25 protein-coding genes are annotated in these 26,105 nt (G+C 62.3%); 6 read left to right on the forward strand and 19 right to left on the reverse strand.

Features of this window, described 5'->3' with window-relative positions; all coding sequences use genetic code 11:
• Nucleotides 1-84: 84 nt before the first annotated feature.
• Entirely contained in the window at nucleotides 85-1,314 is a 1,230-nt protein-coding gene (serA, locus tag ACK59Z_RS00120; RefSeq protein ID WP_003248995.1) for a phosphoglycerate dehydrogenase, read from the forward strand.
• Nucleotides 1,315-1,360: 46 nt separating this feature from the next.
• Here serA and ACK59Z_RS00125 read toward each other — a convergent pair whose 3' ends face one another.
• On the reverse strand, nucleotides 1,361-1,837 hold the full coding sequence (locus tag ACK59Z_RS00125; RefSeq protein WP_014861373.1) for a DUF4399 domain-containing protein: 477 nt from the start codon (nucleotides 1,835-1,837) through the stop codon (nucleotides 1,361-1,363).
• A 223-nt stretch (nucleotides 1,838-2,060) separates the two neighbouring features.
• Between ACK59Z_RS00125 and ACK59Z_RS00130 the strand changes: the two genes are divergently transcribed.
• The gene (locus ACK59Z_RS00130; RefSeq protein ID WP_003248991.1) at nucleotides 2,061-2,549 is read left to right on the forward strand and encodes an ABC transporter substrate-binding protein; all 489 of its coding nucleotides are present in this window, start codon (nucleotides 2,061-2,063) and stop codon (nucleotides 2,547-2,549) included.
• Nucleotides 2,550-2,739: 190 nt separating this feature from the next.
• Here ACK59Z_RS00130 and ACK59Z_RS00135 read toward each other — a convergent pair whose 3' ends face one another.
• The gene (locus ACK59Z_RS00135; RefSeq protein WP_267825386.1) at nucleotides 2,740-3,243 is read right to left on the reverse strand and encodes a DUF523 domain-containing protein; all 504 of its coding nucleotides are present in this window, start codon (nucleotides 3,241-3,243) and stop codon (nucleotides 2,740-2,742) included.
• Entirely contained in the window at nucleotides 3,230-3,862 is a 633-nt protein-coding gene (locus ACK59Z_RS00140) for a 2OG-Fe(II) oxygenase (RefSeq protein WP_014861370.1), read from the reverse strand. Before ACK59Z_RS00140 ends, ACK59Z_RS00135 begins: the two co-directional genes overlap by 14 nt.
• 113 nt (nucleotides 3,863-3,975) lie before the next feature.
• On the opposite strand from ACK59Z_RS00140, the gene ACK59Z_RS00145 reads away from it, so the two are divergent.
• Entirely contained in the window at nucleotides 3,976-4,728 is a 753-nt protein-coding gene (locus ACK59Z_RS00145) for a DUF2059 domain-containing protein (protein ID WP_047603666.1), read from the forward strand.
• Here the strand turns inward: ACK59Z_RS00145 and ACK59Z_RS00150 are convergent, their stop codons facing one another.
• Nucleotides 4,729-5,655 (reverse strand): alpha/beta hydrolase, encoded by a 927-nt coding sequence (locus ACK59Z_RS00150; protein ID WP_003248982.1) that lies wholly within the window; start codon nucleotides 5,653-5,655, stop codon nucleotides 4,729-4,731.
• A gap of 280 nt (nucleotides 5,656-5,935) precedes the next feature.
• Here ACK59Z_RS00150 and ACK59Z_RS00155 point away from each other — a divergent pair, with 280 nt between their 5' ends.
• Nucleotides 5,936-6,505 carry a DUF6436 domain-containing protein gene (locus tag ACK59Z_RS00155; protein WP_108191123.1) on the forward strand — a complete coding sequence of 190 codons (570 nt, stop codon included), beginning with the start codon at nucleotides 5,936-5,938 and terminating at the stop codon, nucleotides 6,503-6,505.
• On the opposite strand, the gene ACK59Z_RS00160 is transcribed toward ACK59Z_RS00155, so the two are convergent.
• Nucleotides 6,484-7,050, reverse strand: a complete 567-nt coding sequence (locus ACK59Z_RS00160) for a sugar O-acetyltransferase (protein WP_004575846.1) — start codon at nucleotides 7,048-7,050, stop codon at nucleotides 6,484-6,486. The genes ACK59Z_RS00155 and ACK59Z_RS00160 overlap by 22 nt on opposite strands.
• A gap of 86 nt (nucleotides 7,051-7,136) precedes the next feature.
• Between ACK59Z_RS00160 and ACK59Z_RS00165 the strand changes: the two genes are divergently transcribed.
• Nucleotides 7,137-9,503, forward strand: a complete 2,367-nt coding sequence (locus ACK59Z_RS00165; RefSeq protein WP_108191122.1) for a penicillin acylase family protein — start codon at nucleotides 7,137-7,139, stop codon at nucleotides 9,501-9,503.
• 209 nt (nucleotides 9,504-9,712) lie between these two features.
• Here the strand turns inward: ACK59Z_RS00165 and ACK59Z_RS00170 are convergent, their stop codons facing one another.
• The 11 genes from ACK59Z_RS00170 to ACK59Z_RS00220 form a co-directional block, all read right to left on the reverse strand.
• Nucleotides 9,713-10,498 carry a MetQ/NlpA family ABC transporter substrate-binding protein gene (locus ACK59Z_RS00170; protein ID WP_016502129.1) on the reverse strand — a complete coding sequence of 262 codons (786 nt, stop codon included), beginning with the start codon at nucleotides 10,496-10,498 and terminating at the stop codon, nucleotides 9,713-9,715.
• Nucleotides 10,499-10,672: 174 nt separating this feature from the next.
• Nucleotides 10,673-11,503 carry a sigma 54-interacting transcriptional regulator gene (locus tag ACK59Z_RS00175; RefSeq protein WP_004575844.1) on the reverse strand — a complete coding sequence of 277 codons (831 nt, stop codon included), beginning with the start codon at nucleotides 11,501-11,503 and terminating at the stop codon, nucleotides 10,673-10,675.
• Nucleotides 11,504-11,567: 64 nt separating this feature from the next.
• A complete protein-coding gene (locus tag ACK59Z_RS00180) occupies nucleotides 11,568-12,149 on the reverse strand; it encodes an alpha/beta hydrolase (protein WP_010955697.1) in 582 nt (193 codons plus the stop codon).
• A gap of 210 nt (nucleotides 12,150-12,359) precedes the next feature.
• Nucleotides 12,360-13,349 carry a sulfate/molybdate ABC transporter ATP-binding protein gene (locus ACK59Z_RS00185; RefSeq protein ID WP_003248965.1) on the reverse strand — a complete coding sequence of 330 codons (990 nt, stop codon included), beginning with the start codon at nucleotides 13,347-13,349 and terminating at the stop codon, nucleotides 12,360-12,362.
• A gap of 3 nt (nucleotides 13,350-13,352) precedes the next feature.
• A complete protein-coding gene (gene cysW, locus ACK59Z_RS00190; protein ID WP_012054036.1) occupies nucleotides 13,353-14,225 on the reverse strand; it encodes a sulfate ABC transporter permease subunit CysW in 873 nt (290 codons plus the stop codon).
• Between the two features lie 11 nt (nucleotides 14,226-14,236).
• On the reverse strand, nucleotides 14,237-15,055 hold the full coding sequence (gene cysT, locus ACK59Z_RS00195) for a sulfate ABC transporter permease subunit CysT (protein WP_108191121.1): 819 nt from the start codon (nucleotides 15,053-15,055) through the stop codon (nucleotides 14,237-14,239).
• A gap of 185 nt (nucleotides 15,056-15,240) precedes the next feature.
• Nucleotides 15,241-16,248, reverse strand: a complete 1,008-nt coding sequence (locus ACK59Z_RS00200) for a sulfate ABC transporter substrate-binding protein (RefSeq protein ID WP_003248959.1) — start codon at nucleotides 16,246-16,248, stop codon at nucleotides 15,241-15,243.
• A gap of 50 nt (nucleotides 16,249-16,298) precedes the next feature.
• The gene (oscA, locus tag ACK59Z_RS00205; RefSeq protein WP_003248957.1) at nucleotides 16,299-16,481 is read right to left on the reverse strand and encodes a sulfur starvation response protein OscA; all 183 of its coding nucleotides are present in this window, start codon (nucleotides 16,479-16,481) and stop codon (nucleotides 16,299-16,301) included.
• Between the two features lie 233 nt (nucleotides 16,482-16,714).
• On the reverse strand, nucleotides 16,715-19,768 hold the full coding sequence (locus ACK59Z_RS00210; protein WP_003248945.1) for an efflux RND transporter permease subunit: 3,054 nt from the start codon (nucleotides 19,766-19,768) through the stop codon (nucleotides 16,715-16,717).
• Nucleotides 19,765-20,832, reverse strand: a complete 1,068-nt coding sequence (locus ACK59Z_RS00215) for an efflux RND transporter periplasmic adaptor subunit (protein ID WP_003248943.1) — start codon at nucleotides 20,830-20,832, stop codon at nucleotides 19,765-19,767. Before ACK59Z_RS00215 ends, ACK59Z_RS00210 begins: the two co-directional genes overlap by 4 nt.
• Nucleotides 20,829-21,917: an efflux RND transporter periplasmic adaptor subunit gene (locus tag ACK59Z_RS00220; protein ID WP_012054040.1), complete on the reverse strand. Its 1,089-nt coding sequence runs from the start codon at nucleotides 21,915-21,917 to the stop codon at nucleotides 20,829-20,831. The genes ACK59Z_RS00215 and ACK59Z_RS00220 overlap by 4 nt, the downstream gene beginning before the upstream one ends.
• A gap of 315 nt (nucleotides 21,918-22,232) precedes the next feature.
• On the opposite strand from ACK59Z_RS00220, the gene ACK59Z_RS00225 reads away from it, so the two are divergent.
• Entirely contained in the window at nucleotides 22,233-22,688 is a 456-nt protein-coding gene (locus tag ACK59Z_RS00225) for an REP-associated tyrosine transposase (protein ID WP_108191120.1), read from the forward strand.
• Between the two features lie 448 nt (nucleotides 22,689-23,136).
• Here ACK59Z_RS00225 and ACK59Z_RS00230 read toward each other — a convergent pair whose 3' ends face one another.
• The 3 genes from ACK59Z_RS00230 to potA are packed head-to-tail and all read right to left on the reverse strand — an operon-like array spanning nucleotide 23,137 to nucleotide 26,086.
• On the reverse strand, nucleotides 23,137-24,030 hold the full coding sequence (locus tag ACK59Z_RS00230) for an ABC transporter permease subunit (protein WP_016712586.1): 894 nt from the start codon (nucleotides 24,028-24,030) through the stop codon (nucleotides 23,137-23,139).
• A complete protein-coding gene (locus ACK59Z_RS00235; protein WP_003253736.1) occupies nucleotides 24,027-24,947 on the reverse strand; it encodes an ABC transporter permease subunit in 921 nt (306 codons plus the stop codon). The genes ACK59Z_RS00230 and ACK59Z_RS00235 overlap by 4 nt, the downstream gene beginning before the upstream one ends.
• Nucleotides 24,944-26,086, reverse strand: coding sequence for a polyamine ABC transporter ATP-binding protein (gene potA, locus ACK59Z_RS00240; protein WP_003253733.1), 1,143 nt, complete (start codon nucleotides 26,084-26,086; stop codon nucleotides 24,944-24,946). The genes ACK59Z_RS00235 and potA overlap by 4 nt, the downstream gene beginning before the upstream one ends.
• Nucleotides 26,087-26,105: the final 19 nt, after the last annotated feature.

Raw genomic sequence — 26,105 nt, forward strand, 5'->3', positions numbered from 1 at the left:
GCCCTCCCGCTGTTCATGCTAAGGCTGCCCTCGCGCCTGGCATCACCCCTCGCCAATTTATCTCCGGGATACAGGTTTACGCAGATGAGCAAGACTTCTCTCGACAAGAGCAAGATCCGGTTCCTTCTTCTTGAAGGTGTGCACCAGAACGCGGTCGATACCCTCAAGGCCGCCGGCTACACCAACATCGAATACCTCACTGGTTCGTTGCCGGAAGCCGAGCTGAAGGAAAAGATCGCTGATGCCCACTTCATCGGCATCCGTTCGCGTACCCAGCTCACTGAAGAGATCTTCGACTGCGCCAAGAAACTGGTCGCTGTTGGCTGCTTCTGCATCGGTACCAACCAGGTTGACCTGGAAGCTGCCCGCGCGCGCGGTATCGCCGTGTTCAACGCACCGTACTCCAACACCCGTTCGGTGGCCGAGTTGGTGCTGGCCGAAGCCATCCTGCTGCTGCGCGGCATCCCTGAGAAGAACGCCTCCTGCCACCGTGGTGGCTGGATCAAGAGCGCGGCCAACTCGTTCGAAATCCGCGGCAAGAAACTGGGCATCGTCGGCTACGGCTCGATTGGTACCCAGCTTTCGGTACTGGCTGAGAACATGGGCATGCAGGTGTACTTCTTCGACCCGCTGACCAAGCTGCCACTGGGCAACGCCGTGCAGGTCACCAGCCTGAACGAGCTGCTGGGCCTGGCTGACATCGTCTCGCTGCACGTGCCTGAGCTGCCCTCCACCCAGTGGATGATCGGCGAGAAGGAAATCCGCTCGATGAAGAAGGGCGCGATCCTGATCAACGCCGCCCGTGGCACCGTGGTCGAACTGGACCACCTGGCCGCTGCCATCAAGGACAAGCACCTGATCGGCGCCGCCATCGACGTGTTCCCGGTCGAGCCACGCTCCAACGACGAAGAGTTCGAGAGCCCGCTGCGCGGCCTCGACAACGTGATCCTGACCCCGCACATCGGTGGTTCCACCGCCGAAGCCCAGGCCAACATCGGCCTGGAAGTGGCCGAGAAACTGGTCAAGTACAGCGACAACGGTACTTCGGTGTCCTCGGTCAACTTCCCAGAAGTGGCCCTGCCGGCTCACCCAGGCAAGCACCGTCTGCTGCACATCCACGAAAACATCCCGGGCGTGCTCAGCGAGATCAACAAGGTCTTCGCCGAGAACGGTATCAACATCTCCGGTCAGTTCCTGCAGACCAACGAGAAAGTCGGTTACGTGGTAATCGACGTTGACGCCGAGTACTCGGACCTGGCGCAGGAAAAACTGCAACAGGTCAAAGGCACCATCCGTTCGCGCGTCCTGTTCTAAGGTCGCTGGCGGTATGAAAAAGGGAGGCCCTGGTGGCCTCCCTTTTTTATTTCACTTCAACCGTGATCTTCTTCGACTCGACGCTAGGCTTGAACGGCACATGATACTGGTCACCCAGAATCAGTTGCAGGGTGTGCTTGCCCGGGGTCAGGGTAATGCTGGTTTCGGTCTGTGCCTTGCCGAAGTGCAGCACTTGCGGCCCCTTCGGCAGTGCGACGCCGGCCTCTGGCATCAGGCTGGTTGGCAGCGGCATGTCAGCCACCGGCTCTTTGTCGACATCCACCAGCAGATGGTGGTGCCCGGTGTGCGGGGTTTGGTCACCCGCAGGCTTGAGGCCCATACCCTCGATACCGAACTTGACGGTGAAGGTCTTGTCGACCGTTGCACCATCGGCGGGGGAAACGATGAAGACCTTCGCCTCCTTGGGCGGCTCCTGGCTCTTCAGGGCGTCAGTGGCACTGGCGAACACCGACGCTCCCATCAGCAGACCGGCAACGGCAGCACGCGAAAATAGGCTGTTCATTCACTTCTCCTGTGATTCACTTATTGACCGCAGCCTGTAATCCAAAGGCGGCGGTAGTTCACCTTAGTTGAAATATCCGCCAAGGTGTTCACATTGCCTGGCAGAAATATTTCAGTCAGGGTTAAACAATGCCGAGGCTTGAAGGTCATAGGCTGCGCTCGATCACGGCGAGGAAGAAAGCCGTGACGATCGATTTCAAACTGCTAAATGAAAAGGGGCATACATGCGTTCGACCATAGGGGTACTGCTGGCAGTACTGATCAGTCCATTGGCTCAGGCAGAGCTGATCGACGAAATCGCCGACCGGGGCGAACTGCGCATTGCCGTACAGGCCGAGAACTCGCCATACGCCTTCAAACAAGACGACCACCTGACAGGTTTCGACATCGAATTTGGCCAGGCCCTGGCCAAGGAACTGGACTTGCGCGCCGAGTTCGTCGAAGCCCCCTCTGCCGAAGTACTGGCGGGTGTCGAGAGTGGCAAGTACGACATCGCATTCGCTCCGTCGAGTGAATCGCTCACAGACGACGGCCCGCTCGATGTAAGCCTGCCGATTGGTGAGAAGAAGCTGGTAATCCCGTTCCAGAAGGACAACCCGGCGTTTGAAAGTGCCGTAAACAATGCGTTGCAGCGTTTGAAAGAGAGTGGCCGGACTGCCGAGCTTGAGCAGAAGTGGTTCAAGGGTGTGCAGGAGACTGCAGCCGGGCAGTGAGGTCTTCTTTGCAACCTGTAGCCGCGAATACGTTCGCGGCGGCAATGGTGAACGGCGGGTGGAGATTGGCCAGCATGGCCGGCCTCTTCGCGGGTGAACCCGCTCCTACACGACGGCCTGTGTCCAACCCCCGATGGGTGTCCACCACCGTGGTAGGACCGGGTTCACCCGCGAAAGGGCCGGCACAGGTTCAAGCAGATCTATCAGCCAAAGCCCGCTGCGCCTGGTCCAGCTCCAGCTCGCTGAACACCTGCACGCCCGCCCGCCGCAGCAGCGCCGTGGTTACCCCTTCCCCCGCCACTTTCACACCCCTGAAGGTGCCATCATAGGTCAACCGGTTGCCACACGAAGGGCTGCCAGACTTCAGCACCGCTACACGAATGCCATGCCGCCGTACCAGCTCCAGCGCCAACCGCGCACCCGCCAGAAACGCGGCACTGACATCTTCACCCGTCACCGTCAGCACCTGCGTGTCGCCATCGAGCACTGCGCTGCCCTGCCCTCCCGGGATCTCCGCTGGTGGCCGCGGCGTCGGCAAGCCGCCGGCTACCTCCGGGCACAACGGCACCACGCGCCCTTCGGCCTGCCACTGCTGCAACAAATCAGGATGACCGCTTGCCCGGCCGTCATAGCGTACTGGCTGCCCCAACAGGCAGGCGCTCACCAGCACCTTGGGCCTCTCAGAACGGGTCATTGCCACGCCGCCTGAACCAGCCGGTCAACGACAACCGCTCACGCCCAGCCGGCAGGACTTCGTGAGGCACTTCGCCCGACAGGAATACCACCAGGCAACCGGCCACTGGCTCGACATCGTGCTCGACACCGTCGGCCAGGAACATACGCAACTGGCCACCGTCATGCGATTGCCAACCTTCATTGAGGTAAAGCACCGCCGAGACCATGCGACGGTCATCGTCGCGGAAGCGGTCCAGGTGCCGGCGATAGAACGCCCCCGGTGGGTACAGGGCAAAGTGGCACTCAAAGTCTTCCAGGCCCAGGAAAAGGCCTTGGTTGATTGCCAGGCGCAGCTGATCCATCGCCGCCAGGTACTGGTCGCAGGCCTCGGCCTGCCCCGGGTCGATCCACTGGATCTGGTCACCGCGAATGGCTTCGCGCACCTCCTGGGTAGCACCCCGCCCAACCCCTGCGGGGTTCAGTTCGCCTTCGGCATCACGCCGCCGGCACTCGGCTGCCAGCGCGCGCACCAAGTCGGCAGGCAGAAAGTGCGCCTGCTGGGACCAGCCATGGGTGGCCAGATCGTCGACGACGGCCGCAAGCATCGGGTGTTCAGGGGATATGTGCATGGCGCGCATCATATCCATTCGCCCTGTCGCCGCACAGCGCCACTTGGCCGAGAAACACGCGGGTATCTCGACAAACCGGCGCCGGGCCAAGGACAATAGCCACCTGCCGACAGGAGTCCTGAATGCGCCGTCTGTTTTCCCTGATTCTGCTGATGATCTGCACCATGCCTGTCTGGGCAGACAACCTGGATCAACTGTACAAGGCCGCCGGCTGGCCCGACCAGCGCGCCCACTTCAACGATGCCCTGACCGCTGCCCAGGAGCGCTACCGCAACAGTTTGCCACCCGCCGTCTACCAGGCGCTGGTCAACAACAGCAACCAGCGCTTCCAGGCCCAGGCGGTGGACCGTCGCGCCCAGGCAAAGCTGCGCGCCACCCTGGCCAACCCGGCACCGGCCCTGGCCTTCTTCCAGTCACCGCTAGGGCGCAAAGTGGTGGCGGCCGAGCTCAAGGCCACCCGCAAGGACGAACTGGCCAAGAACGCCAAAGGCCTGCCCAAGATCCAGGCCAGCGACGATCGCCTGCTGGTCATCGGCCACCTGGCCCAAGCCCTGCCTGCGCGTGAAGCCGGCGCCGAAGTCAGCCTTGCCATCGCCGGTGTAGCCGCCGACAGCCTCAGCTCGATGATCCCCGGCCTGTTCGGCGGCGGCCAGGCCCAGAGCCTGCTGGATGGCCAGCGCCAGCGGTTGATGGGGCAGATTGGCGAAGACCTGAACAACACCCTGCTGTACGTCTACCGCGACCTGTCCGATGCCGAGCTGGAAGCGTTCGCCACCTTTGCCGAGTCGCCCGAGGGCAAGGCTTACTACCAGGCGGCCCTGGCCGCTGTACGCGCCGGCCTGGCGGTTGGCCAAAGCACCAACGACCTGAAGTGATCAGCCCAGGCGCTGGTCGATGAAGTCGAAGTAGCGCTGGCGGATACCCGGCAACTCGTTGGCCAGGTGGTGACGGGCCTCGGGCAGCATCAGGATCTGCGGCTCGGCAAACTTGGCCTTGAGCACTTCGAGGTTGTAGGGCCAGTCCACCGTGCCATCCGCCTCCCCCTGCACGATCAATGGCCGACGCGCACTGCGCGGCGCGGCCTCGATGCGTTTGACCCAGGCGATCAGTGCGCCCACCCAGGCCGTTGGCAGGCGACGCGGTTGCAGCGGGTCGGCCTCCAGGAACGGCAGGAAGGCCGGGTCGTTGGTGTTCTCACTGAAGCGCCGTTCGATGCCATTGACGAAGTGGCGCAGCACGCAATAACTGAACTTCGACCAGCGCCAGGAACATGGCCGCACCAGCGGGGCCAGCAGGATGACCTGGCCATCGACGGGGCTGCGTGCGCCGTGGTACAGCAGATGGTCCACGGCAATCGCCCCCCCCGTGCTCTGCCCACAAAGGTGCCACGGGTGCGGCAGTTGCAGCGTGTGCGCCTGTTCGAACAAGGCCTCCAGCACCTGCTGGTACACCGCAAAATCATTGATGCTGGCCCGCTCACCGCTGGACAGGCCGTGGCCGGGCAGGTCACAGCTGATCACGGCGAAACCCTGCTTGAGTGCCCACTCGATCACATGTCGGTAGAGGCCCATGTGGTCGTAATAGCCGTGCAGCAGGAACAGCGTCGCGCTTGGCTGCTCGGGCAGCCATGCCTGCCCGACCAGGTCGAACCCCGCTGCCTGAAAGCTGCCCAGCCAGCTGTGTGCCGGCAGGTTCAGGCCATAGAAGCGCTGGTAGTCCTGCGCTTGTGCCGACAGTGGCTGGCGAGTGGTGAACGGCGCCAGGCTGGTGCGCAGGCGGTCGGGGTGAAAGGCAGGGGGCATCGGGTACATCCACATTGATGCAAGTATTGATCTGGAATCTTCAGCTCTGGCCGGCGCCATGGCAAGCTTGCTCACCTCCAACAACCAGCATCGATCAAGTTGTGGGAGCGACCTTGTGTCGCGAACGGGCCGCAAAGCGGCCCCAGCGATCTATGCATGATGCCGAGATCCTGGGGCCGCTGCGCGGCCCTTTCGCGACGCAAGGCCGCTCCCACAGGGATCGCGCCAGCTTTTAGAAATTGAGCAAGACAGTTGCTCCCACAAGGGCCACCGACTCTTCATGAATAGCCGAATCATCAAACCGCTGTGCACGGTCATCGCCTTGTTGGTCGGCGCCGTAATTCTCTGGCAGGCCTACAGCGCCTTTCAGGCTCTCTACCTGCGCCCGTTCGACAACCAGGCCACGCTGTTCGACGGCAGCCAATTACAGCTACCTGCCGAGCTGGCCGGTGCTGGCCCGATCCGCGTCGTGCATTTCTGGGACCCGGCCTGCCCATGCAACGTTGGCAACCAACAGCACCTGGGCGACCTTATCAGCCAGTTCGCTGGCTACGACGTTACCTTCCATGTGCTGCAAAAGCCCGGCAGCCACGGCCAGCTACCGGCCAATATCGGTAGCTTGCAACCCATCACCCACCTGCCCGGCAGCGAGCACCTGCCTGCGTCCCCGGCCGTGGCCATCTGGGACCGGCAAGGCCGCCTGGCTTATTTTGGCCCCTACAGCGAAGGTGCCGTGTGCAACGCCAGCAACAGCTTCATCGAGCCAATCCTCAAGGCTTTGCTCGACGGCCGCCAGGTCAACGCCTCCAATACCCTGGCGGTAGGCTGCTACTGCCCTTGGTCGGGCTGACGGACCCTCGCCGGGTTACCCACCACCGTCGCGCCCGCGGGCACATCCCGGGTCACCACACTGCCGGCGCCGACGATGGCGTTATCACCGATGGTCACCCCCGGCAGGATGATCGCCGCACCGCCAATCCACACGTTGTCGCCGATGGTCACCGGCCGCCCACTCTCCAGCCCGCTGCGCCGCACTTCAGGATCAAGGGGATGGTCGGCGGTATAGATCTGCACGTTGGGGCCGATCTGGCAGTCCTCGCCGATACGCACCGGTACCACGTCGAGGATCACGCAGTTGAAGTTCATGAACGTATTACGGCCAACGCTGATGTTGTAGCCGTAGTCGCAATAGAACGGCGGGCGAATCACCGCGCCTTCGCCAACCTGGCCAAAGTGCTCCACAAGCAGCCCGTGGCGTGCGTCGTTGAGCAGTTCGACACTGTTGTTGTAGCGGTGCATCCAGTGCTTGTTGGCGATCTGCTCGGCCTGCAGTTCAGGGCAGCCAGCATGGTAGAGCTGGCCGGTGAGCATTTTGTGTTTTTCGCTGAGGGACATGGAAACTCCTTCCTGGGGCTATGCTCTGTTCGCGAATCCGCCGATGATCGGACCACATTTTTCGTTTGAATGCACAAGGAGTCTGAATGAAGCGCAGCATGACCCTGCTGGCGGTGGTAGTCACCGTTTCCGCTGGCGCCGCCGGTTACTGGTACGTGCAGGGGAAGCTGCCGCAGCGCGAGGGCGAGGTCGCCATTACCGGCCTGCAAGCGCCGGTCAGCGTGCGCTACGACACCCGCGGCGTGCCACACCTGCAGGCACAGAGCGAGCCGGACCTTTACCGTGCACTGGGCTACGTGCATGCCCAGGACCGGCTGTTCCAGATGGAGATTTTGCGCCGCCTGGCCCGTGGCGAACTGGCTGAGGTGCTCGGCGACAAGCTGCTGCCCACCGACACCCTGTTCCGCAGCCTGCGCATACGCGAGCAGGCCGCGCTGATGGCCAAGCGGCAGGATCCGCAGGCGCCGGCATGGCAGGCCCTGCAAGCCTACCTCGAGGGGGTCAACAGTTGGCAGGCCAGCCACCCCAAGCCCACGGAATTCGACCTGCTCGGCATCACCCCGCGCCCGTTCACCGCCGAGGACACGCTGAGCATCGCCGGCTACCTGGCCTACAGTTTTGCCGCCGCGTTCCGCACCGAGCCAGCGCTGACCTACATCCGCGACCAGCTGGGGCCTGACTACCTGAAAATATTCGACCTTGGCTGGCAACCCGAGGGCGCACTGGGCACGCCACTGGCCGCTGCCGACTGGCAAAGCCTGGAAGCACTTGCGCGCTTAAGCAATGAGGCACTGGGCGACGCCGGCATCCCGCAGTTCGAAGGCAGCAACGCCTGGGCGGTCGCGGGTAGCCGCACCCGCAGTGGCAAGCCGTTGCTGGCTGGCGACCCGCACATCAGCTTCGCCGTACCTGCGGTGTGGTACGAGGCCGAACTGTCAGCGCCCGGTTTCAATCTCTACGGCTATTTCCAGGCACTCAACCCGTTCGCTCTGCTCGGCCACAACCGTGATTTTGGCTGGAGCCTGACCATGTTCCAGAACGATGACGTCGACCTGATCGCCGAAAAGACCAACCCCGCCAACGCCGATCAGGTGATGGTCGATGGCCAGTGGCGCACACTGGAAAAGACCGAGCAGACGATTGCCGTCAAAGGCGAGCAGCCGCTCACCATCAGCCTGCGCCGCTCGCCCCATGGCCCGATCGTCAACGACGTACTGGGCAGCACCACTGGCCCCACGCCAATCGCCATGTGGTGGGCATTCCTGGAAACCGAAAACCCGATCCTCGACGGCTTCTACCAGCTCAACCGCGCCGACACACTGAGCAAGATGCGCGAGGCTGCCGCCAAGGTTCACGCGCCCGGGCTCAACTTTGTCTGGGCCAATGCCCGTGGCGACATCGGCTGGTGGGCGGCGGCAAAGCTGCCAATCCGCCCCGACGGGGTCGACCCGGCGTTCATCCTCGACGGCACCAGCGCCCAGGCCGACAAGCTCGGTTTCTACCCCTTCAGCGTCAACCCACAACAGGAAAACCCGGCCCTCGGCTATATCGTCTCGGCCAACTACCAGCCACCGGCGGCGGTGCCGATACCGGGTTACTACAACCTGCCCGACCGTGGCCGCCAGCTTGATCGCCACCTGACCAACCCAGAGGTGAAATGGGACACCCAAAACAGCCAGGCACTGCAGTTGGACACCGCCAGTGACTATGGCCCGCGCACGCTTGCCCCGCTTCTGGCAACCCTGCGGGCGGTGGCAGAAGGTGATGAAGAGCAAGAGCTGGTCGAGCAACTGGCGGCTTGGGCTGGGGACTACCCGCTCGACTCGACCAGCGCCACGCTGTTCAACCAATTCCTTTATGAACTGGCATTCGCGGCCCTGCATGACGAGCTGGGCGATACCTGGTTCCCGGTGCTGATCAGCACCCGCGCCATCGACGCCGCCCTGCCACGCCTGGCAGCGCAAGCCGATTCACCCTGGTGGAACACCCGTGGTGGCAGCCAGCGAACGGACCGTACCACCGTCGTGCGCACAGCGTGGCAAAGCAGCTTGAAGCACCTGCGCGACACCCTGGGCAGTGATCCGGCCAGCTGGCAATGGGGCAAGGCCCATACCCTGACCCACAACCATCCGCTGGGGGTGAAAAAGCCGCTGAACCTGCTGTTCAACGTTGGACCGTTTGCCGCACCGGGTACTCATGAAGTACCGAACAACCTTTCGGCGAAGATCGGCCCGGCGCCATGGCCGGTGACGTACGGGCCGTCGACGCGGCGGCTGATCGACTTTGCCGATGCCGGGCAGGCGCTGACCATCAACCCGGTCGGGCAGAGTGGCGTGCCGTTTGACCGGCATTACGCGGACCAGGCTGAGGGGTATGTGCAGGGGCAGTATCAGAAGGCACAGATGGGGGTAATACCGGCGCAGAGTACCTTGCGATTGGTGCCAGGGCCGTAAGGGGCTGCCTTGCTCAAAACCCAAAAGTTTGCGCGAGCACTGTGGGGATTTAGCCGCGAACACCGGCGCAGCCGGTGCCATGCTCCGCGTTGGATTCTTCGCGGGTAAACCCGCTCCCACAGGGATCGCACCAGCTTTCAGAAATCCCAGCAATGAAAACGCCGACACAAAGGTGTCGGCGTTGGGTCATGCAAGGTGAAGCAAGCGCATCAGAACGCCGGCAGCACCGCACCCTGGTACTTCTTGGCAATGAATTCCTTCACTTCAGGGCTGGTCAGGGCCTTGGCCAGTTTCTGGATGGCTTCGCTGTCCTTGTTGTCCGGGCGGGCAACCAGGAAGTTCACGTACGGCGAGTCGGCACCTTCGATCACCAGCGCGTCCTTGGCCGGGTTCAGGCCGGCTTCCAGGGCGTAGTTGGTGTTAATCATGTCCAGGTCGACCTGGTCCAGCACACGCGGCAGCATGGCCGATTCAAGCTCGCGGAACTTCAGCTTCTTCGGGTTCTCGGCAATGTCCTTTGGCGTGGCCAGGGCGTTTTTCGGGTCTTTCAGGGTGATCAGGCCAGCCTTCTGCAGCAGGATCAGGGCGCGGCCGCTGTTGCTGCCTTCGTTAGGGATGGCAACGGTGGCGCCCTCCTTCAGCTCGGACAGGTTCTTGATCTTCTTCGAGTAACCACCGAACGGCTCGACGTGCACACCGATCACGGTTTCCAGGTGGGTGCCCTTGCCTTCGTTGAAGCTCTTCAAGTACGGCAGGGTCTGGAAGTAGTTGGCGTCCAGGCGCTTCTGGTCCACCTGCACGTTCGGCTGTACGTAATCGGTGAAGACCTTGATCTGAAGGTCCACGCCTTCTTTTGCCAGGGTCGGCTTGATCAGTTCGAGAATTTCGGCGTGCGGTACCGGGGTAGCGGCAACCACCAGTTTCTCGGCAGCGGCGGCCAGGCCGGAGAACGACAGGGCAGCAGCCAGGGCAGTGGTCAGCAGGGTCTTCTTCATGGTGGTCCTTGTTCTGAATCTGGGCCATCGACGATGGCAAATCGGGTGCCCAACCGGTTCACCAGTGGGCTTGAGGCGGACGATACCCAAATTTTTTATTCCGCAACAATATCTTTTACTTAGCTGCTTATTCCAAAAACACAATACCATCAGCCTCTTTCCCATGAGCGATGTCTAACGCGCGGGGTCAGGCAGTTCGAGATCCTCCGGCAGGATCTCTTCGCCGTCATTGACCAGCAAGGCAAAGTGGATGACGTTCTCCAGTTCGCGGGTATTGCCCGGCCAGAAATGCGCCTCCAGAACCCGCTGCGCCGCCTCGCTCACCAAGGGCACAGGCCGTTGCAGGCGCACGCTGTAGATGCCCACGAAGTACTCGGCCAGCGGCAGGATATCGCCCGGCCGCTCGCGCAGCGGCGGCAGTTCCAGCGCGCCCTCGCGCAGATACTGGTACAGGCGCTCGTTGAAGCGCCCTGCACGTACTACACGGGCCAGGTCGATGCTGGTGGCGGCTACCAGACGCACATCCACCGGCTGTGGCTGCTGCGCGCCCACCCGAGTGACCTCGCGGTTTTCCAGGGCCGCCAGCAGCTTACCCTGGATGGCCAACGGCAAGTCGGCAATCTCGTCCAGGTACAAGGTGCCGCCGCTGGCCGAACCGAACCAGCCGGCGCGGCTGCTGGCCGTACCGCCATGGGTGCCCGCGCTATAGCCAAACAGCTCGGCATCGGCGTAGGTGGGGCTGATGGCCGCGCAGTTGACCGAAACGAACAACCCTCCACGGTCGCTGGTACGGTGGATCTGCCGAGCCAGCAGCTCCTTGCCGGTGCCGGTCTCGCCTCGGATCAGCACCGGCAAAGGTTGTGGCGCCAGGCGCTCAAGGTCCTCGCGCAGCTGCTGCGAGCGCGGGTCGATGAACACCAGCGCCTTGGCACGAATGCTCAGCGGGCTCTTGTCCAGCTCGGGGAAGGTCAGCAGCGGCTGGCCGAACGGGTTTTGAAACGTCATGACGAACTCCCGCCCCAGGCCCGTAATGGCCAGGCGTCAGGCAAAGGGTGAACAGTAAGGGCGATCAGGCGCGGCGCAGTGCGCGCTGCTCGATCCGGCTCTGCAAGCGATACAGGTAGGCGAAGCCTTGTTCCCAGCGCTCATGACCGGACTTGACGTTGATGTGCCCGGCATTGCTCAGCAAACCCGCTTCGGCGCCCCATGCCTGGGCCAGGTACAGCGCCCGTGGCACGTTCACGGCCGGGTCGTTGTCCGAGCTGACGACCTGGCTAGGGAACGGCAGCACCTCGGTAGGAATCGGCGCAAAGTTGCGCAGCACGGGTGCACAAGTGGGCCGTTCGACATCTGCCGGCGCCACCAGCAGTGCACCACGCACCTGCCGCAGCAAGGCTGGGCTTGCCTGCGCTGCCCAATGGGCGACAGTGATGCAACCAAGGCTGTGGGCAATCAGGATCACCGGCGAGCGCTCGGCGGCAATCGCCTGCTCCAGCGCGTGCACCCAGTCCTGCCGCTGCGGGGTGAGCCAGTCTTGCTGTTCAACCCGAGCACTGTTGGGCAGGGTGCGCTGCCAGTGACTCTGCCAATGGTTGTCTGGCGATCCTTGCCAACCCGGCACAATCAGGTAGCGAATCGACTCATTGCGCATGGGGACGCCTCCAGTAAGTTTGCGTGCTTGGAGACAAGTATAGGGAGGGCGAAATATTCGTAAAGGAATAAGAAGATATTTATTAATACCCATAGTGCATAACAAGTGCGCTACCGCCACTCGCTTGTAAAAGGCTGTAAAGCTGCCCTGTCAAACGTTCAGGCAAGAAAAACCCGGGACCATGCCCGGGCTCTCTTTTCCTTGTGCGACTCAGATATCCGCCACCTTCTGCCATACCTTCGGCCGGAAGAACAACGTCTCTCCCCGCGCCAGCCCGGTCAGGCTGTCATGGTCTTTCACCACCTCGGCCTCGATCAGCTCGCTCTGCCCTTCCACCTTCAAGGTCACCCGCGTGGTCGCGCCCAACGGCCGAATGTCACGCACCTCTGCCGCATGGTGCCCTTCGGTCTCATGCCGCGACAGCGACACCTCGTGCGGGCGAAACAGCACGTGATGCCCTTCGCTCAAGGCCAGGCGGTTGGAGTCACCGAGGAAGTGGTAGACGAAATCGTTGGCCGGCTGATCGTACACCTCACCCGGCGAGCCGATCTGCTCGATCACGCCCTTGTTCATGACCACGATGCGGTCGGCTACTTCCATGGCTTCTTCCTGGTCGTGGGTAACGAACACCGACGTCAGGTTGATATCCTCGTGCAGCCGCGCCAGCCAGCGCCGCAGCTCTTTTCGCACCTTGGCATCCAGCGCACCGAATGGCTCGTCCAGCAGCAGCACCTTCGGCTCCACCGCCAGGGCACGGGCCAGGGCGATACGCTGACGCTGGCCACCGGAAAGCTGCTCGGGGTAGCGGTCGGACAGCCAGTCCAGTTGCACCATGTTCAGCAGCTCATGCACCTTCTCGGCAATCTTGCTCTCGCTTGGGCGCTCGCCCTTGGGCTTCATGCGCAGGCCGAAAGCAACGTTGTCGAACACGCTCATGTGGCGGAACAGCGCGTAGTGCTGGAACACGAACCCGACGTTACGGTCACGCACGTCATGGCCGGAAACGTCCTCGCCATGGAACACGATGTTGCCCTGGTCCGGGGTTTCCAGGCCGGCAATGATGCGCAGCAGGGTGGTCTTGCCACAGCCGGACGGGCCGAGCAGAGCCACCAGCTCGCCGCTGTTGATGTCCAGGTTGATTGCGTTCAGGGCCTGGAAGCTGTTGAAGCGCTTGCTGACGTTACGAACTTCGATCGACATGAATCATTCCTCCGCGGCGCTATGGCGCAGGCGGTTAATACGGTTCTCGCTCCACTGCTTGAGCAGCAGGATGAAGAGCGCCAGGATCAGCAACAGGCTGGCCACGCTGAAGGCTGCGACGTGGTTGTACTCGTTGTAGAGAATCTCCACATGCAGCGGCAAGGTGTTGGTCACGCCACGGATGTGGCCCGACACCACCGACACCGCACCGAACTCGCCCATGGCCCGCGCGGTACACAGCACCACGCCGTAGATCAGCCCCCATTTGATGTTCGGCAGGGTCACGTGCCAGAACATCTGCAAGCCGTTGGCACCGAGCAGCCGTGCAGCCTCCTCCTCCTGCGTGCCTTGCTCCTGCATCAGCGGGATCAGCTCACGGGCCACGAACGGTACGGTAACGAAAATGGTCGCAAGGACAATGCCCGGCAGGGCGAACACGATCTGGATATCGTGGTCCTGCAGCCACGGACCGAACAGGCCTTGCGCGCCGAACATCAGCACGTAGACCAGGCCGGCGATCACGGGTGACACCGAGAACGGCAGGTCGATCAGGGTGACCAGGATGCTCTTGCCACGGAAGGTGTACTTGCTCACGCACCAGGCAGCGCTTACGCCAAATACCAGGTTCAGCGGCACCGAGATAACCACGGCGAGCAGGGTCAGTTTCAGCGCCGACAACGCATCGGGTTCGAAGATCGCCTCGAAGAAGGTGCCAAAACCGTTCTTCAGTGCCTGCGATACCACGATCACCAGCGGCAGCAGCAGGAACAGGGCGAACACCAGCCAGCCAAGGCCGATCAGGATACGCCGTGACGTGGCGCTGCCACGGCGGGCGGCGTTGGCTGCGGCACTTGCACTCAGGGATGAACTGGACATGCCGGCCTCCTTCAAGGGGTTTCGATGCGGCGCTGCAGCAGGTTGATCAGCAGCAGCAGGATGAAGGAAACCACCAGCATCAACACGCCGATGGCGGTCGCGCCGGTGTAGTCGTACTGGTCGAGCTTGACCATGATCAGCAGCGGCAGGATTTCGGTCTTCATCGGCATGTTGCCAGCAATGAAGATCACCGAACCATACTCGCCCACGCCACGGGCGAAGGCCAGGGCAAAGCCGGTGAGCCATGCCGGTAGCAGGGCCGGCGCCAGGATGTGGCGGAACACCTGCAATGGCTTGGCCCCCAGGCAGGCTGCGGCCTCTTCCACTTCACGCGGGATGTCGGCCAGTACCGGCTGCACCGTGCGCACCACGAACGGCAGGGTCACGAAGGTCAGTGCCAGGGTGATGCCCAGCGGGGTGTAGGCGATCTTGAAGCCCAGGTCGGTGGCGAACTGGCCGACCCAGCCCTGCGGCGCGTACAGGGCAGTCAGGGCGATACCGGCAACCGCGGTCGGCAAGGCGAACGGCAGGTCGATCATCGCATCGATGATCTTGCGCCCAGGGAAGGTGTAACGCACCAGCACCCAAGCCAGCAGGGTACCGATCACACCGTTGATGATGGCGGCGAACAGGGCGGTGCCGAAGCTCAGCTTGAGCGCAGCGATCACCCGCGGCGCACTGATGATGGTCCAGAACTGCTCGAAGGTCAGCTGCGAGGCATGGACGAACATGGCCGCCAGCGGTATCAGCACGATCAGGCTGAGGTACACCAAGGTGTAGCCCAGCGTCAGCCCGAAGCCGGGTATGACGGGGGAGATGCGACGCGACATAAATATCCCTGGTTGAACGCACTAAGCCCGGAAACAATCCCGGGCCGGTGCAAGCTTTTGTATCCTGGGGCTGCTTGGCAGCCCATTCGCGACACAAGGCCGCTCCCACAGGGGACTATGGTTCCTTGTGGGAGCGGCCTTGTGCCGCGAATGGGCCGCAACGCGGCCCCGCGTTCCTTTGGCCCTTACTGTGCCTGATAGATCTGGTCGAACACACCGCCATCATTGAAGAATTTCGGTTGTGCAGTCTTCCACCCACCAAAGTCCTTGTCGATGGTCACCAGGTCCAGTTTCGGGAACTGCTTGCCGAACTCCGCAGCGACCTTCTCGTCACGCGGGCGGTAGAAGTTCTCGGCGGCAATCTTCTGCCCGGCCGGGCTGTACAGGTGCTTGAGGTATTCGGTGGCAATCTCGGTATTGCCCTTCTTCTCGGCGTTCTTGTCGACCACGGCCACTGGCGGCTCGGCCAGGATCGACAGCGACGGCACGACGATGTCGAACTTGTCGGCACCCCCGTCTTCCTTCAGGGCCAGGAAGGCCTCGTTTTCCCAGGCCAGCAACACGTCGCCCTGGCCATTGTTGACGAAGGTGATGGTCGAACCACGGGCGCCGGTATCCAGCACCGGTACATGCTTGAACAGCTCCTGCACATAGGCCTTGGCCTTCTCTTCGCTACCGCCGGCCTTCAGGCCGTACGCCCATGCTGCGAGGAAGTTCCAGCGCGCACCGCCGGAGGTTTTCGGGTTCGGGGTGATGACCGACACGTCCTTCTTGATCAGGTCGCCCCAGTCCTTGATGCCTTTCGGGTTGCCCTTGCGCACCAGGAACACGATGGTCGAGGTGTACGGGGTGCTGGCGTCAGGCAGGCGGGTCTGCCAGTTCTCGGGCAGTGTCTTGCCAAGCTTGGCCACTTCGTCGATGTCACCGGCCAGGGCCAGGGTCACCACGTCAGCGCGCAGGCCGTCGATCACCGCACGGGCCTGCTTGCCCGACCCTCCATGGGATTGCTGGATTTTCACCTTGTCACCCGGATGGGCCTGTTGCCAGTGTTTGATGAACTCAGCGTTGTACTGCTGGTACAGCTCACGGGTCGGGTCGTAGGACACGTTGAGCAGTTCGTAGTCCTTGGCGATGGCGGAACCGGCAAAAACAGCACTGGCCAGGGCGGCGAGCGCATAACGGCGGATGGACATGGTGAAGCTCCCGATTGGCATTTTTCTAGTTTTGAATGTTGTGGCGCCGATCAGCCGGGCTTGTTGCCGGGCTGTTGCAGGCGGAACTTCTCCTTGCGCTCGATCTGTACGACCTGAGCGTTGTGCACGGTGATCTCCACCGCACCGAAACGCAGGTCGCGCAAGGCGCTCTGGATTTCACGCAAGATGGTGGCTTCGTCCTGACCGTCGATGCTACGCAGAGATGCACTCATGCTCGTTCTCCTTGGAGTGAGGGCGCCGGGCAGAGGTTTGAAGGGGATTTGCGCCTGGCTTGAGGGCAATAGTAGTGAGGCGGGATTATTCTTAAAAATACTGTTTAAGAATTTTTATATAACCATTTAAAAGCACGCGCCCCTGGTAGGAGCGGGTTTACCCGCGAATACGGTGGTCGATGCCCCATCGCATTCGCGGGTAAACCCGCTCCTACAAGGGGCCATATGGGCCTTCAGGCGTGTTTCTGCGGCTCGCGGATCTTGTACCAGGCCACGTACAGCGCCGGCAGGAACAGCAGCGTCAGCAAGGTCGCCACGATGATCCCGCCAATCATGGCGTAGGCCATGGGGCCCCAGAACACCTCGCGTGCAATCGGGATCATGCCCAGGCTCGCCGCCGCCGCGGTCAGCAGGATCGGCCGGCGCCGATGGTTGGTGGCCTCCACCACCGCATCCCACGGCGACAGGCCCTGGGCTTCGAACTCGTCGATCTGGGTCACCAGGATCACCGAGTTACGAATGATGATGCCCGCCAGCGCAAGGATGCCGAGGATCGCCACAAAGCCCATCGGCGTACCCGTAGGCACCAGCGCCAACACCACGCCAATCAGCCCCAGCGGCGCCACGCTGACCACCAGGAACAGCTTCTGCACGCTGTGCAACTGGATCATCAGGAAGGTCGCCATGAGGAACAGCATCAGTGGGATGACCTTGGCGATCGGCCCCTGGGCCTTGCTGCTTTCTTCAACCGTACCCCCCGTGGCCACTTCGTAACCGACCGGCAGCTTGCTGGCGAACTCGTCAATTTTTGGCTTCAGCTGGGCCACCAGGTCAGTGGGCTGGATCTCGCCATTGACTGAGGCCTTGATGGTGATGGTCGGCTTGCGGTCGCGGCGCCACACCAGCGGCTGTTCCAGTTCGTAGCGCACGGTGGCGAACGACAGCAGCGGGATCGACGTGCCGTTAGGGGTGAGAATTTGCAGGTTCTGCAGGGTATCAGGCGAGCCACGCTCGCTGTCTTCGGCGCGCGCGACCACATCGACCAAGTAGATGTTGTCGTTGACCTGGGTGATCTGCACGCCACTGACGATGCTGTTCATCACATTGGCAACATCTTCGGACGACAGCCCCAGCTGGCGTGCCTTGTCCTGGGCAATTTCCACGCGCAGCACCTTACCCGGCTCGTTCCAGTCGTAGATCATCTCGCCGATGTGCTCGTTCTGGTCGAGCAAGGTGGCCAGCTCGATGGCGTGTTTGCGCACCTGGTCGATGTCGGCACCGCTGACCCGGTACTGGATCGGCCGGCCTACCGGCGGGCCCATCTCCAGCGATTGCACGTTGGTGCCGACGCCGACGAACTCTTCGTGCAGGATCTTCTGCAGGCGGTCCATCATGGCCTCACGCTCTTCGAAGCCCTTGCTGACAATCACCAGCTGCGCGTAGTAAGGGTTCTGCAACTGCTGATCGAGGGGCAGGTAGAAGCGGATCGCGCCCTGGCCGATGTAGGTACTCCAGTGCACCAGGTCCGGGTCGTCCTTGATCCGTGCCTCGAAGCGGTCGACCACCTTGCGCGTCTCCTCGATCGAGGCGTTCTGCGGCAGGTTGAGGTCGACGAGAATTTCCGGGCGGTCCGAGGACGGGAAAAACTGGTTCTGCACAAAACGCATGCAGAAGATCGCCAGGGCAAACAGCACCACGGTGCCGATGATGGTCAACCAGCGGTTGCGCATGCACCACAGCAACCCGCCTTCAAATGCCCGCCCGACCCGGCCAGGCTCAGCCTCGTGAGCCTTGAGCTTGTCGCCTTTGAGAATATGCACGCCAAGCACCGGCGCGAAGAACACAGCCACCACCCACGACACGATCAGGGCCACGGCAATCACCGCGAACAGGGTGAAGGTGTATTCACCCGCAGAGCTGGCGTTGAGGCCGATAGGCACGAACCCGGCCACGGTCACCAAGGTGCCGGTAAGCATGGGGAAGGCTGTGGAGGTGTAGGCGAACGTCGCCGCCTGCTCCTTGCTTTCACCCATTTCCAGCCGCGTGACCATCACCTCCACGGTAATCATCGCATCGTCCACCAGCAGGCCAAGCGCAATGATCAGCGCCCCCAGCGAAATCCGCTGCATGGTGATGCCGCTGTACTCCATGAACACGAACACCATGGCCAGCACCAGCGGGATCGAGCAGGCCACCACCAGCCCGGCGCGCACGCCAAGACTGACAAAGCTCACGGCCAGCACGATCACCACCGCCTCGAACAGCGCGCTGGTGAAACCGCCGACCGCCTGCTTGACCACCACGGCCTGGTCAGAAACGGTGTGTACACCGACACCCACCGGCAGGTCCTGGACCACCTGGTCCATGCGCTTTTTCAACGCCGCACCGAACACCTGGATGTTGCCGCCGGCCTTCATGCCGATGGCCAGGCCAAGGGCTGTCTGGCCGTTGTAACGGAACATTGGCGAGGGCGGGTCGACATAGCCGCGCTCGATGTCGGCGATATCAGCCAGGCGGAAGAAGCGGTCGTTGATCCTCAAGTTGACGGATTGCAGGTCTTTCTCCGAGGCAAACTGCCCGGACGTGCGCACCGAGATGCGCTCCGGGCCGGCCTCGATCATGCCGGCCGGCGTCACCGCATTCTGCGCTTGAAGTGCCTGCATTACCTGGCGCTGGTCAATGCCCAGGGCAGCCAGCTTGCGGGTGGAGAAGTTCAGGTACAGCACTTCGTCCTGGGTGCCGACCAGCTCGATCTTGCCGATGTTGGGTACATCGCGGACCTCGGCCCTTGCCTGTTCCACGTAGTCCCGCAGTTGGCGCAGGGTCAGGCCGTCGGCGGTAAAGGCATAGATCGAACCGAATACATCACCGAATTCGTCGTTGAAGCCCGGCCCCTGGATACCGGCGGGAAATTCGCCACGAATGTCCTGGATCTTCTTGCGCACCTGGTACCAGATTTCCGGGATGTCCTTGGCCTTGGTGGTGTCGCGAAGGTACACGTAGACCGTGGATTCGCCGGGGCGGGTGTAGCTTTTGGTGTAGTCGAGTGAATCGAGTTCCTCGAGCTTTTTCTCGATACGGTCGGTGACCTGGTAGAGGGTTTCGTCCTGGGTCGCACCGGGCCAGCGGGTCTGGATGACCATGGTTTTGATGGTGAACGACGGGTCTTCCTCACGGCCCAGGTTGAAGTAGGAGAAAATCCCCATCAACAGGCCAACGAACATCAGGTACCAGACGAACGATTGATGCTTGAGCGCCCAGTCGGACAGGTTGAAGCTTCCTTTCATTGCGCATCCTCGTCGAAGGTGACCTTCTGGCCAGGCTTGAGACTGTTGACGCCGGCAGTGACCACGCGCTCACCGGGCTGCACGCCGGCGCTCAGTACGATGCTGTCATCGGTGCGGTCGATCAGCGCCACGTCACGGGTGGCCACGGTCTTGTGCTGCGTATCGATCACCCACACCTGGGTCTTGCCGTCGCGCTCGAGCAAGGCACTCAAGGGCAGTTCGCTGCGCGGGGACACTTCCGAGCTAAGGGTCACACTGATGGCGGTGCCAAGGTGAAAGGCCGCCGGTGTGCTGGCCAGGGTCAGGCGAGCACGGCGGGTCCGGGTGGTGGCATCGGCCTGGGGCTCCAGTTCGCGCAGGCTGGCCGTGGTGTTGATGGTCGGGTCCAGTTGCGAAGCAACGGTGAAGGTCAGGCCTTTGCTCAACTGCTCGGCCAGATCGATCGGCAGGTCGATTACCGCTTCCTTCACGTCCGGCCGGGCCAGGGTCACCACGGCTTGCCCGGCGGTAACGGTTTGCCCGGCTTCGGCCTGCCACGCGGTAATCACGGCAGCGTGGTCGGTACGCAGGGTGCTGTAGTCGAGCTGGTCGCGGGCCTGGCTGACGGCGGAGCGCGCCTGCTCCAACGCCGCGCTGGTGGTTTTCAGGTTGGTCTGGGCAATATCCAGCTGTGCCTGGGCGCCTACCCCACGGTCATACAACTGCTGCTGGCGACGGGCATCGGCCTGGGCGTTGATCCACTGTGCCTGCACCTTGGCCAGATCGCCTTCGGCGGCGCGCAGCTGGTTCTGCTGGTCGGTGGGGTCCAGGGTGGCCAAGGTGTCGCCCGGTTTCACCTGGGCGCCCACGTCCAGCCAGCGCCGGGCAATGCGCCCGGAAACCCGGAAGCCCAAGGTGCTTTCGAAGCGCGCCTGGATACTGCCGGCGAAGCGGCCCAGCTGCGACTGCACCTGGGGTTCGACCTTGACCGACAGCACTGGCCGGATCGCCTCTGGTGCCTCTTCTTCGCTACTGCAACCGACCAGCAGCACCCCGGCCGACAGCATCAGCAGCAGACGCTTCATAGCTCACCCCCTGGGCCCTTGGCGTCGACCTTCTGTACCTGCATGCCGGGGTGCAGCAACTGGCCGCCATTGACCACTACGGTCTCGCCGGCTTTCAGGCCGCTGGCGACCACGATCTTGCCGGTGAGGTAACGGCGGATTTTGACTTTGCGCAGTTCCACCTTGTCGCCCTCGCCCACCACCCACACGGCAGGCTCATGCAAGGCCTTGGTCAGCGCCGACCACGGCAGCTCGATGCTGGGCCGGCCCTGGGCATTGGTGGTGGCAGTAACCGGTGCCCCCAATTGCATCCCGGGCGGCACGTCCTTGAGCCCCACCTTGACCTGCACGGTGCCGCTTTGCGCCGACACGGTGGGGGTTATTTCGCGCACGAAGCCACGGGCCTGGACCTTGGGATCGTCCAGCAGGCTCACGACTACCCCGGCATCGCTGGGCGGTGCCACCAGCAGCGACTCGTAGACGTTGAACACCGCATCGCGGTCGCCATCGACGGCCAGGCTGAAGATCGGCATGGTCGCCTGCACCACCTGGCCGACCTCGGCCTGACGCTCGGTGATGACCCCGGCGGCCTCGGAGACCAGTGCGGTGTAGCTGAGTTGCTCGTTGGCATTGGCCAGTTGCGCCTGGGCGGCCTTGAGTGCGCTCTGATTGCTGCGCAGCGCGGCTTCGGCAGCATCGTATTCGCTCTGGCTGGTGTAGCCCTTGGGCAGCAGTTTTTGCTGGCGCACGAAGGCCGCACTGGTCTGGGTAACGCGCGCCTGCGCGGCGAATACTTCGGCCTTGGCCGAGTCGACATTGTTCTGCAGGTCTTTCGGGTCAAGCCGGGCCAGCACCTGGTTGGCCTTGACGTGATCGCCTACGTCGACGCTACGCGAAATGATCTTGCCGCCGACGCGGAATGACAAATCGGTCTGCACCCTTGCCTGTACGTCGCCGGTCAGGGTGACCCTGGCAGCGAAATCGGTGGGTTGTACCTGCTGCACCCCCACCCGAGGCAGCGTCTTGGGGACCTCTTCCTTGCTACAGCCGGTGAGCATGTACAACAACCCCAGACAGATGACCGACAGCGGACGCATCAACGCCATGCTGGCTCCTTGCTTGCGCACAAATGATTTGTGGGATGCGACTGTGAGCGTAGTTCAGGGTTCGATAAACATCACTGGCGGGGGCCATGCTGGCATTTTTGGTGCCTGTGGGGGCCTCTTCGCGGGCACGCCCGCTCCCACAGAGAGAGCGCACTATTCGAGACCTGCGCGGTACCTGTGGGAGCGGGCGAGCCCGCGAAGAGGCCTCCACAGCCAGGTATCAGTATCTGCCATATCCAGAAACCATCGGTCTTCTGCCATCCCCGCTCCAACCGCTACCTTTCACAGGGAGGTTCACATTCAAGGAAGATCAAAATGCCGTTAGCCGAATCCCACCGACTGCGCCGCGGGCGCTTCTCCGAGCCTGGCAGGCTCTACATGCTGACCACCATCACGCATCAACGCAAACCACTGTTCCGCGACTTCCACCATGCCCGTCTGGTGGTCAAACACCTTCGGGTCTCAGATGACATTCAGGACTGCCAATCGTTGGCCTGGGTAGTGATGCCGGACCATCTGCATTGGCTAATTGAGCTGAAAGAAGTGACATTGGGAACGCTGATGCGCAAGTTCAAATCACGCACAGCGATTGCCTTGCGCAAGGCCGGTGTCGGGCACAAGCCGATATGGCAATCGGGTTACCAGAACCATGCGCTGCGGCGGGAAGAGTGTGTGGTTCATGTAGCCCGGTACATTGTTGCCAATCCCTTGAGGGCTGGATTGGTCAGAAGTATCAGGGACTATCCACATTGGGATGCGGTATGGCTTTGAATCGGTGCTGGAGCCTTCGCGGGCATGCCCGCTCCCACAGAGCTCACCACAACCCTGAAAGCTATGACACCCCTACCCCACAGGGCTCACCACAACCCTGAAGATCGTGATGCCCCTGCCCCAGGGCTCAGCACAACCCTGAAGGCTGTGATACCCCTGCCCCAAAGGGCTCACCACAACCCTGAAGGCTGTGATACCCCTGCCCCAAAGGGCTCACCACAACCCTGAAGGCTGTGATACCCCTGCCCCACAGGGCTCATCACAACCCTGAAGGCTGTGATACCCCTGCCCCACAGGGCTCAGCACAACCCTGAAGGCTGTGATACCCCTGCCCCAAAGGGCTCACCACAACCCTGAAGGCTGTGATACCCCTGCCCCACAGGGCTCACCACAACCCTGAAGGCTGTGAGGTCCCTGTGGGAGCGGGCGTGCCCGCGAAAGGGCCATGTCAGGCCGACGCAGCCACCTGCGCCGGGCGCTTGACCTGCGGCTGCGAAGCGTTGGCTGCAGCACCCTCTTCGATCGCCTGCTGAATCGCCTTGCGACGACGCTCTTCGGCCTGGCGGCTGAAGTACCAGACGAAGAAGGTCACCAGCGATACCGACAGCAAGATCAGGCTGGCCACGGCGTTGATCTCCGGTTTCACACCCAGACGCACCGCCGAGAACACTTCCATCGGCAAGGTGGTCGAGCCAGGCCCGGAGACGAAGCTGGCCAGTACCAGGTCGTCCAGCGACAGGGCGAACGACATCATGCCGCCCGCCGCCAGCGATGGCGCGATCATCGGGATGGTGATCAGGAAGAACACCTTCCACGGCTTGGCACCCAGGTCCATCGCCGCTTCCTCGATCGACAGGTCCAGCTCACGCAGGCGAGCCGACACCACCACCGCCACATACGCCGCACAGAACGTTGTGTGGGCGATCCAGATGGTGACGATACCCCGCTCCTGCGGCCAGCCGATCATCTGCGCCATGGCCACGAACAGCAGCAACAGCGACAGACCGGTGATCACTTCGGGCATTACCAGCGGCGCAGTGACCAGGCCACCGAACAGCGTGCGGCCCTTGAAGCGGGTGACGCGGGTCAGCACGAAGGCCGCCAGGGTACCCAGCGCCACTGCCGCCACCGCCGTGTAGCAGGCGATTTCCAGCGAGCGCATCACCGAACCCATCAGCTGGGTGTTGTCGAGCAGGCCGACGTACCATTTGATCGACCAGCCGCCCCACACCGTCACCAGCTTGGAGGCGTTGAACGAGTAGATCACCAGGATCAGCATCGGCAGGTAGATGAACAGCAAGCCGAGCACCAGCATCAGCTTGGAGAAACTGAAGCGTTTCATGCGCGGCCCTCCATCTCTTTGGCCTGGCTACGGTTGAACAGCAGGATCGGCACGATCAGGATCGCCAGCATCACCACTGCCAGGGCGGATGCCACCGGCCAGTCACGGTTGTTGAAGAACTCCTGCCACAGCACTTTACCGATCATCAGGGTTTCCGGGCCGCCGAGCAGTTCCGGGATCACGAACTCGCCCACCACCGGGATGAACACCAGCATGCAGCCGGCGATGATGCCGTTTTTCGACAGCGGTACCGTGATCTTCCAGAAGCTGTTGAAGGTGCTCGAACCCAGGTCGGAGGCAGCTTCGAGCAGGCTCGGATCATGCTTCACCAGGTTGGCGAACAGCGGCAGGATCATGAACGGCAGGTACGAATAGACCACGCCGATGTAGACCGCCAGGTTGGTGTTGAGGATCTGCAACGGCTGGTCGATCAACCCGGTCCACAGGAGGAAACCGTTGAGCAGGCCGTTGTTGCTGAGGATACCCATCCAGGCATAGACGCGGATCAGGATCGCGGTCCAGGTTGGCATCATGATCAGCAACAGCAGGACCGTCTGGGTCTCCTTCTTGGCGTTGGCAATGGCGTAGGCCATCGGGAAGCCGATCAGCAGGCACAGCAGGGTGCTGAAGAACGCCATCTTCAACGAACCCAGGTAGGCCGAGAGGTACAGCTCATCCTCGGTCAACAGCCCGTAGTTGGCCAGGTTGAGGACCAGCTGGATCTTGTCTTCGACGTAGGTGTAGATCTCGGTATACGGCGGGATTGCCACATCAGCTTCGGCAAAACTGATCTTCAGGACGATGAAGAACGGCAGCATGAAGAACAGGAACAGCCAGATGAACGGCACGCCGATCACCAAGTGCCGCCCCTCCGGGACCAGACGCTGGAAGGCTCGCTTGAGCTTGCGCAGTTTCATGACCGCAGTACCACGCCGCTGTCGTCTTCCCACCATACGTACACTTCATCGCCCCAGGTAGGACGGGTACCTTGGCGCTCGGCGTTGGCAACGAACGACTGGACGATCTTGCCGCTCGGCAGCTCCACATAGAACACCGAGTGGCCGCCCAGGTAGGCGATGTCGTGGATCTTGCCGCGCGACCAGTTGTGCTCGCAGGTTGGCTGCTGGGTGGTGACCAGCATCTTTTCCGGGCGCAGGGCGTAGGTGATGTGCTTGTCTTCCACCGAGGTGGTGATGCCGTGGCCCACGTAGATCTTGCGCTCCAGCTCCGGGCTGGCAATGATCGCGTAACCTTCGGCGTCGTCGACCACGTCACCTTCGAACAGGTTGACGTTACCGATGAACTCGCACACCAGTCGGCTGGTAGGTGTCTCGTAGATGTCCACTGGCGAGCCGATCTGGGCGATCCAGCCCAGGTGCATGATGGCGATGCGCTGGGCCATGGTCATGGCCTCTTCCTGATCGTGGGTCACCATCACGCAGGTTACACCCACGCGCTCGATGATCTCGACCAGTTCCAGCTGCATCTGCGAACGCAGTTTCTTGTCCAGTGCACCCATCGGCTCGTCGAGCAGCAGCAGTTTGGGGCGCTTGGCCAGCGAGCGGGCCAACGCCACACGCTGACGCTGGCCGCCCGACAACTGGTGCGGCTTGCGCTTGGCGTACTGAGTCATGTGCACCAGCTTGAGCATCTCGGCTACGCGGGCATCGATCTCGGCCTTGGGCATCTTGTCCTGCTGCAGGCCGAAGGCGATGTTCTGCGCCACGGTCATGTGCGGGAACAGCGCGTAGGACTGGAACATCATGTTGATCGGCCGCTCGTACGGCGGCATGTCGGTGATGTCGACGCCATCGAGGAAGATCCGCCCTTCGGACGGGCGCTCGAAGCCGGCCAGCATACGCAGCAAGGTGGACTTGCCGGAACCGGAGCCGCCCAGCAGGGCGAAGATCTCGCCCTTGCGGATTTCCAGGGACACATCGTCCACGGCTACCGTTTCGTCGAACTTTTTCGTGACCCGGTCGATCTTGACCAGCACCTGCTTGGGTTGCTGGCCACCCTCGAGGGCTTTTTTATAGGCACCGGAGGCAACTGCCATGAGTGAAACTCCCAACAAG

The sequence above is a fragment of the Pseudomonas sp. KCJK9058 genome, assembly GCF_046230975.1.
Classification (GTDB): Bacteria; Pseudomonadota; Gammaproteobacteria; order Pseudomonadales; family Pseudomonadaceae; genus Aquipseudomonas; species Aquipseudomonas alloputida.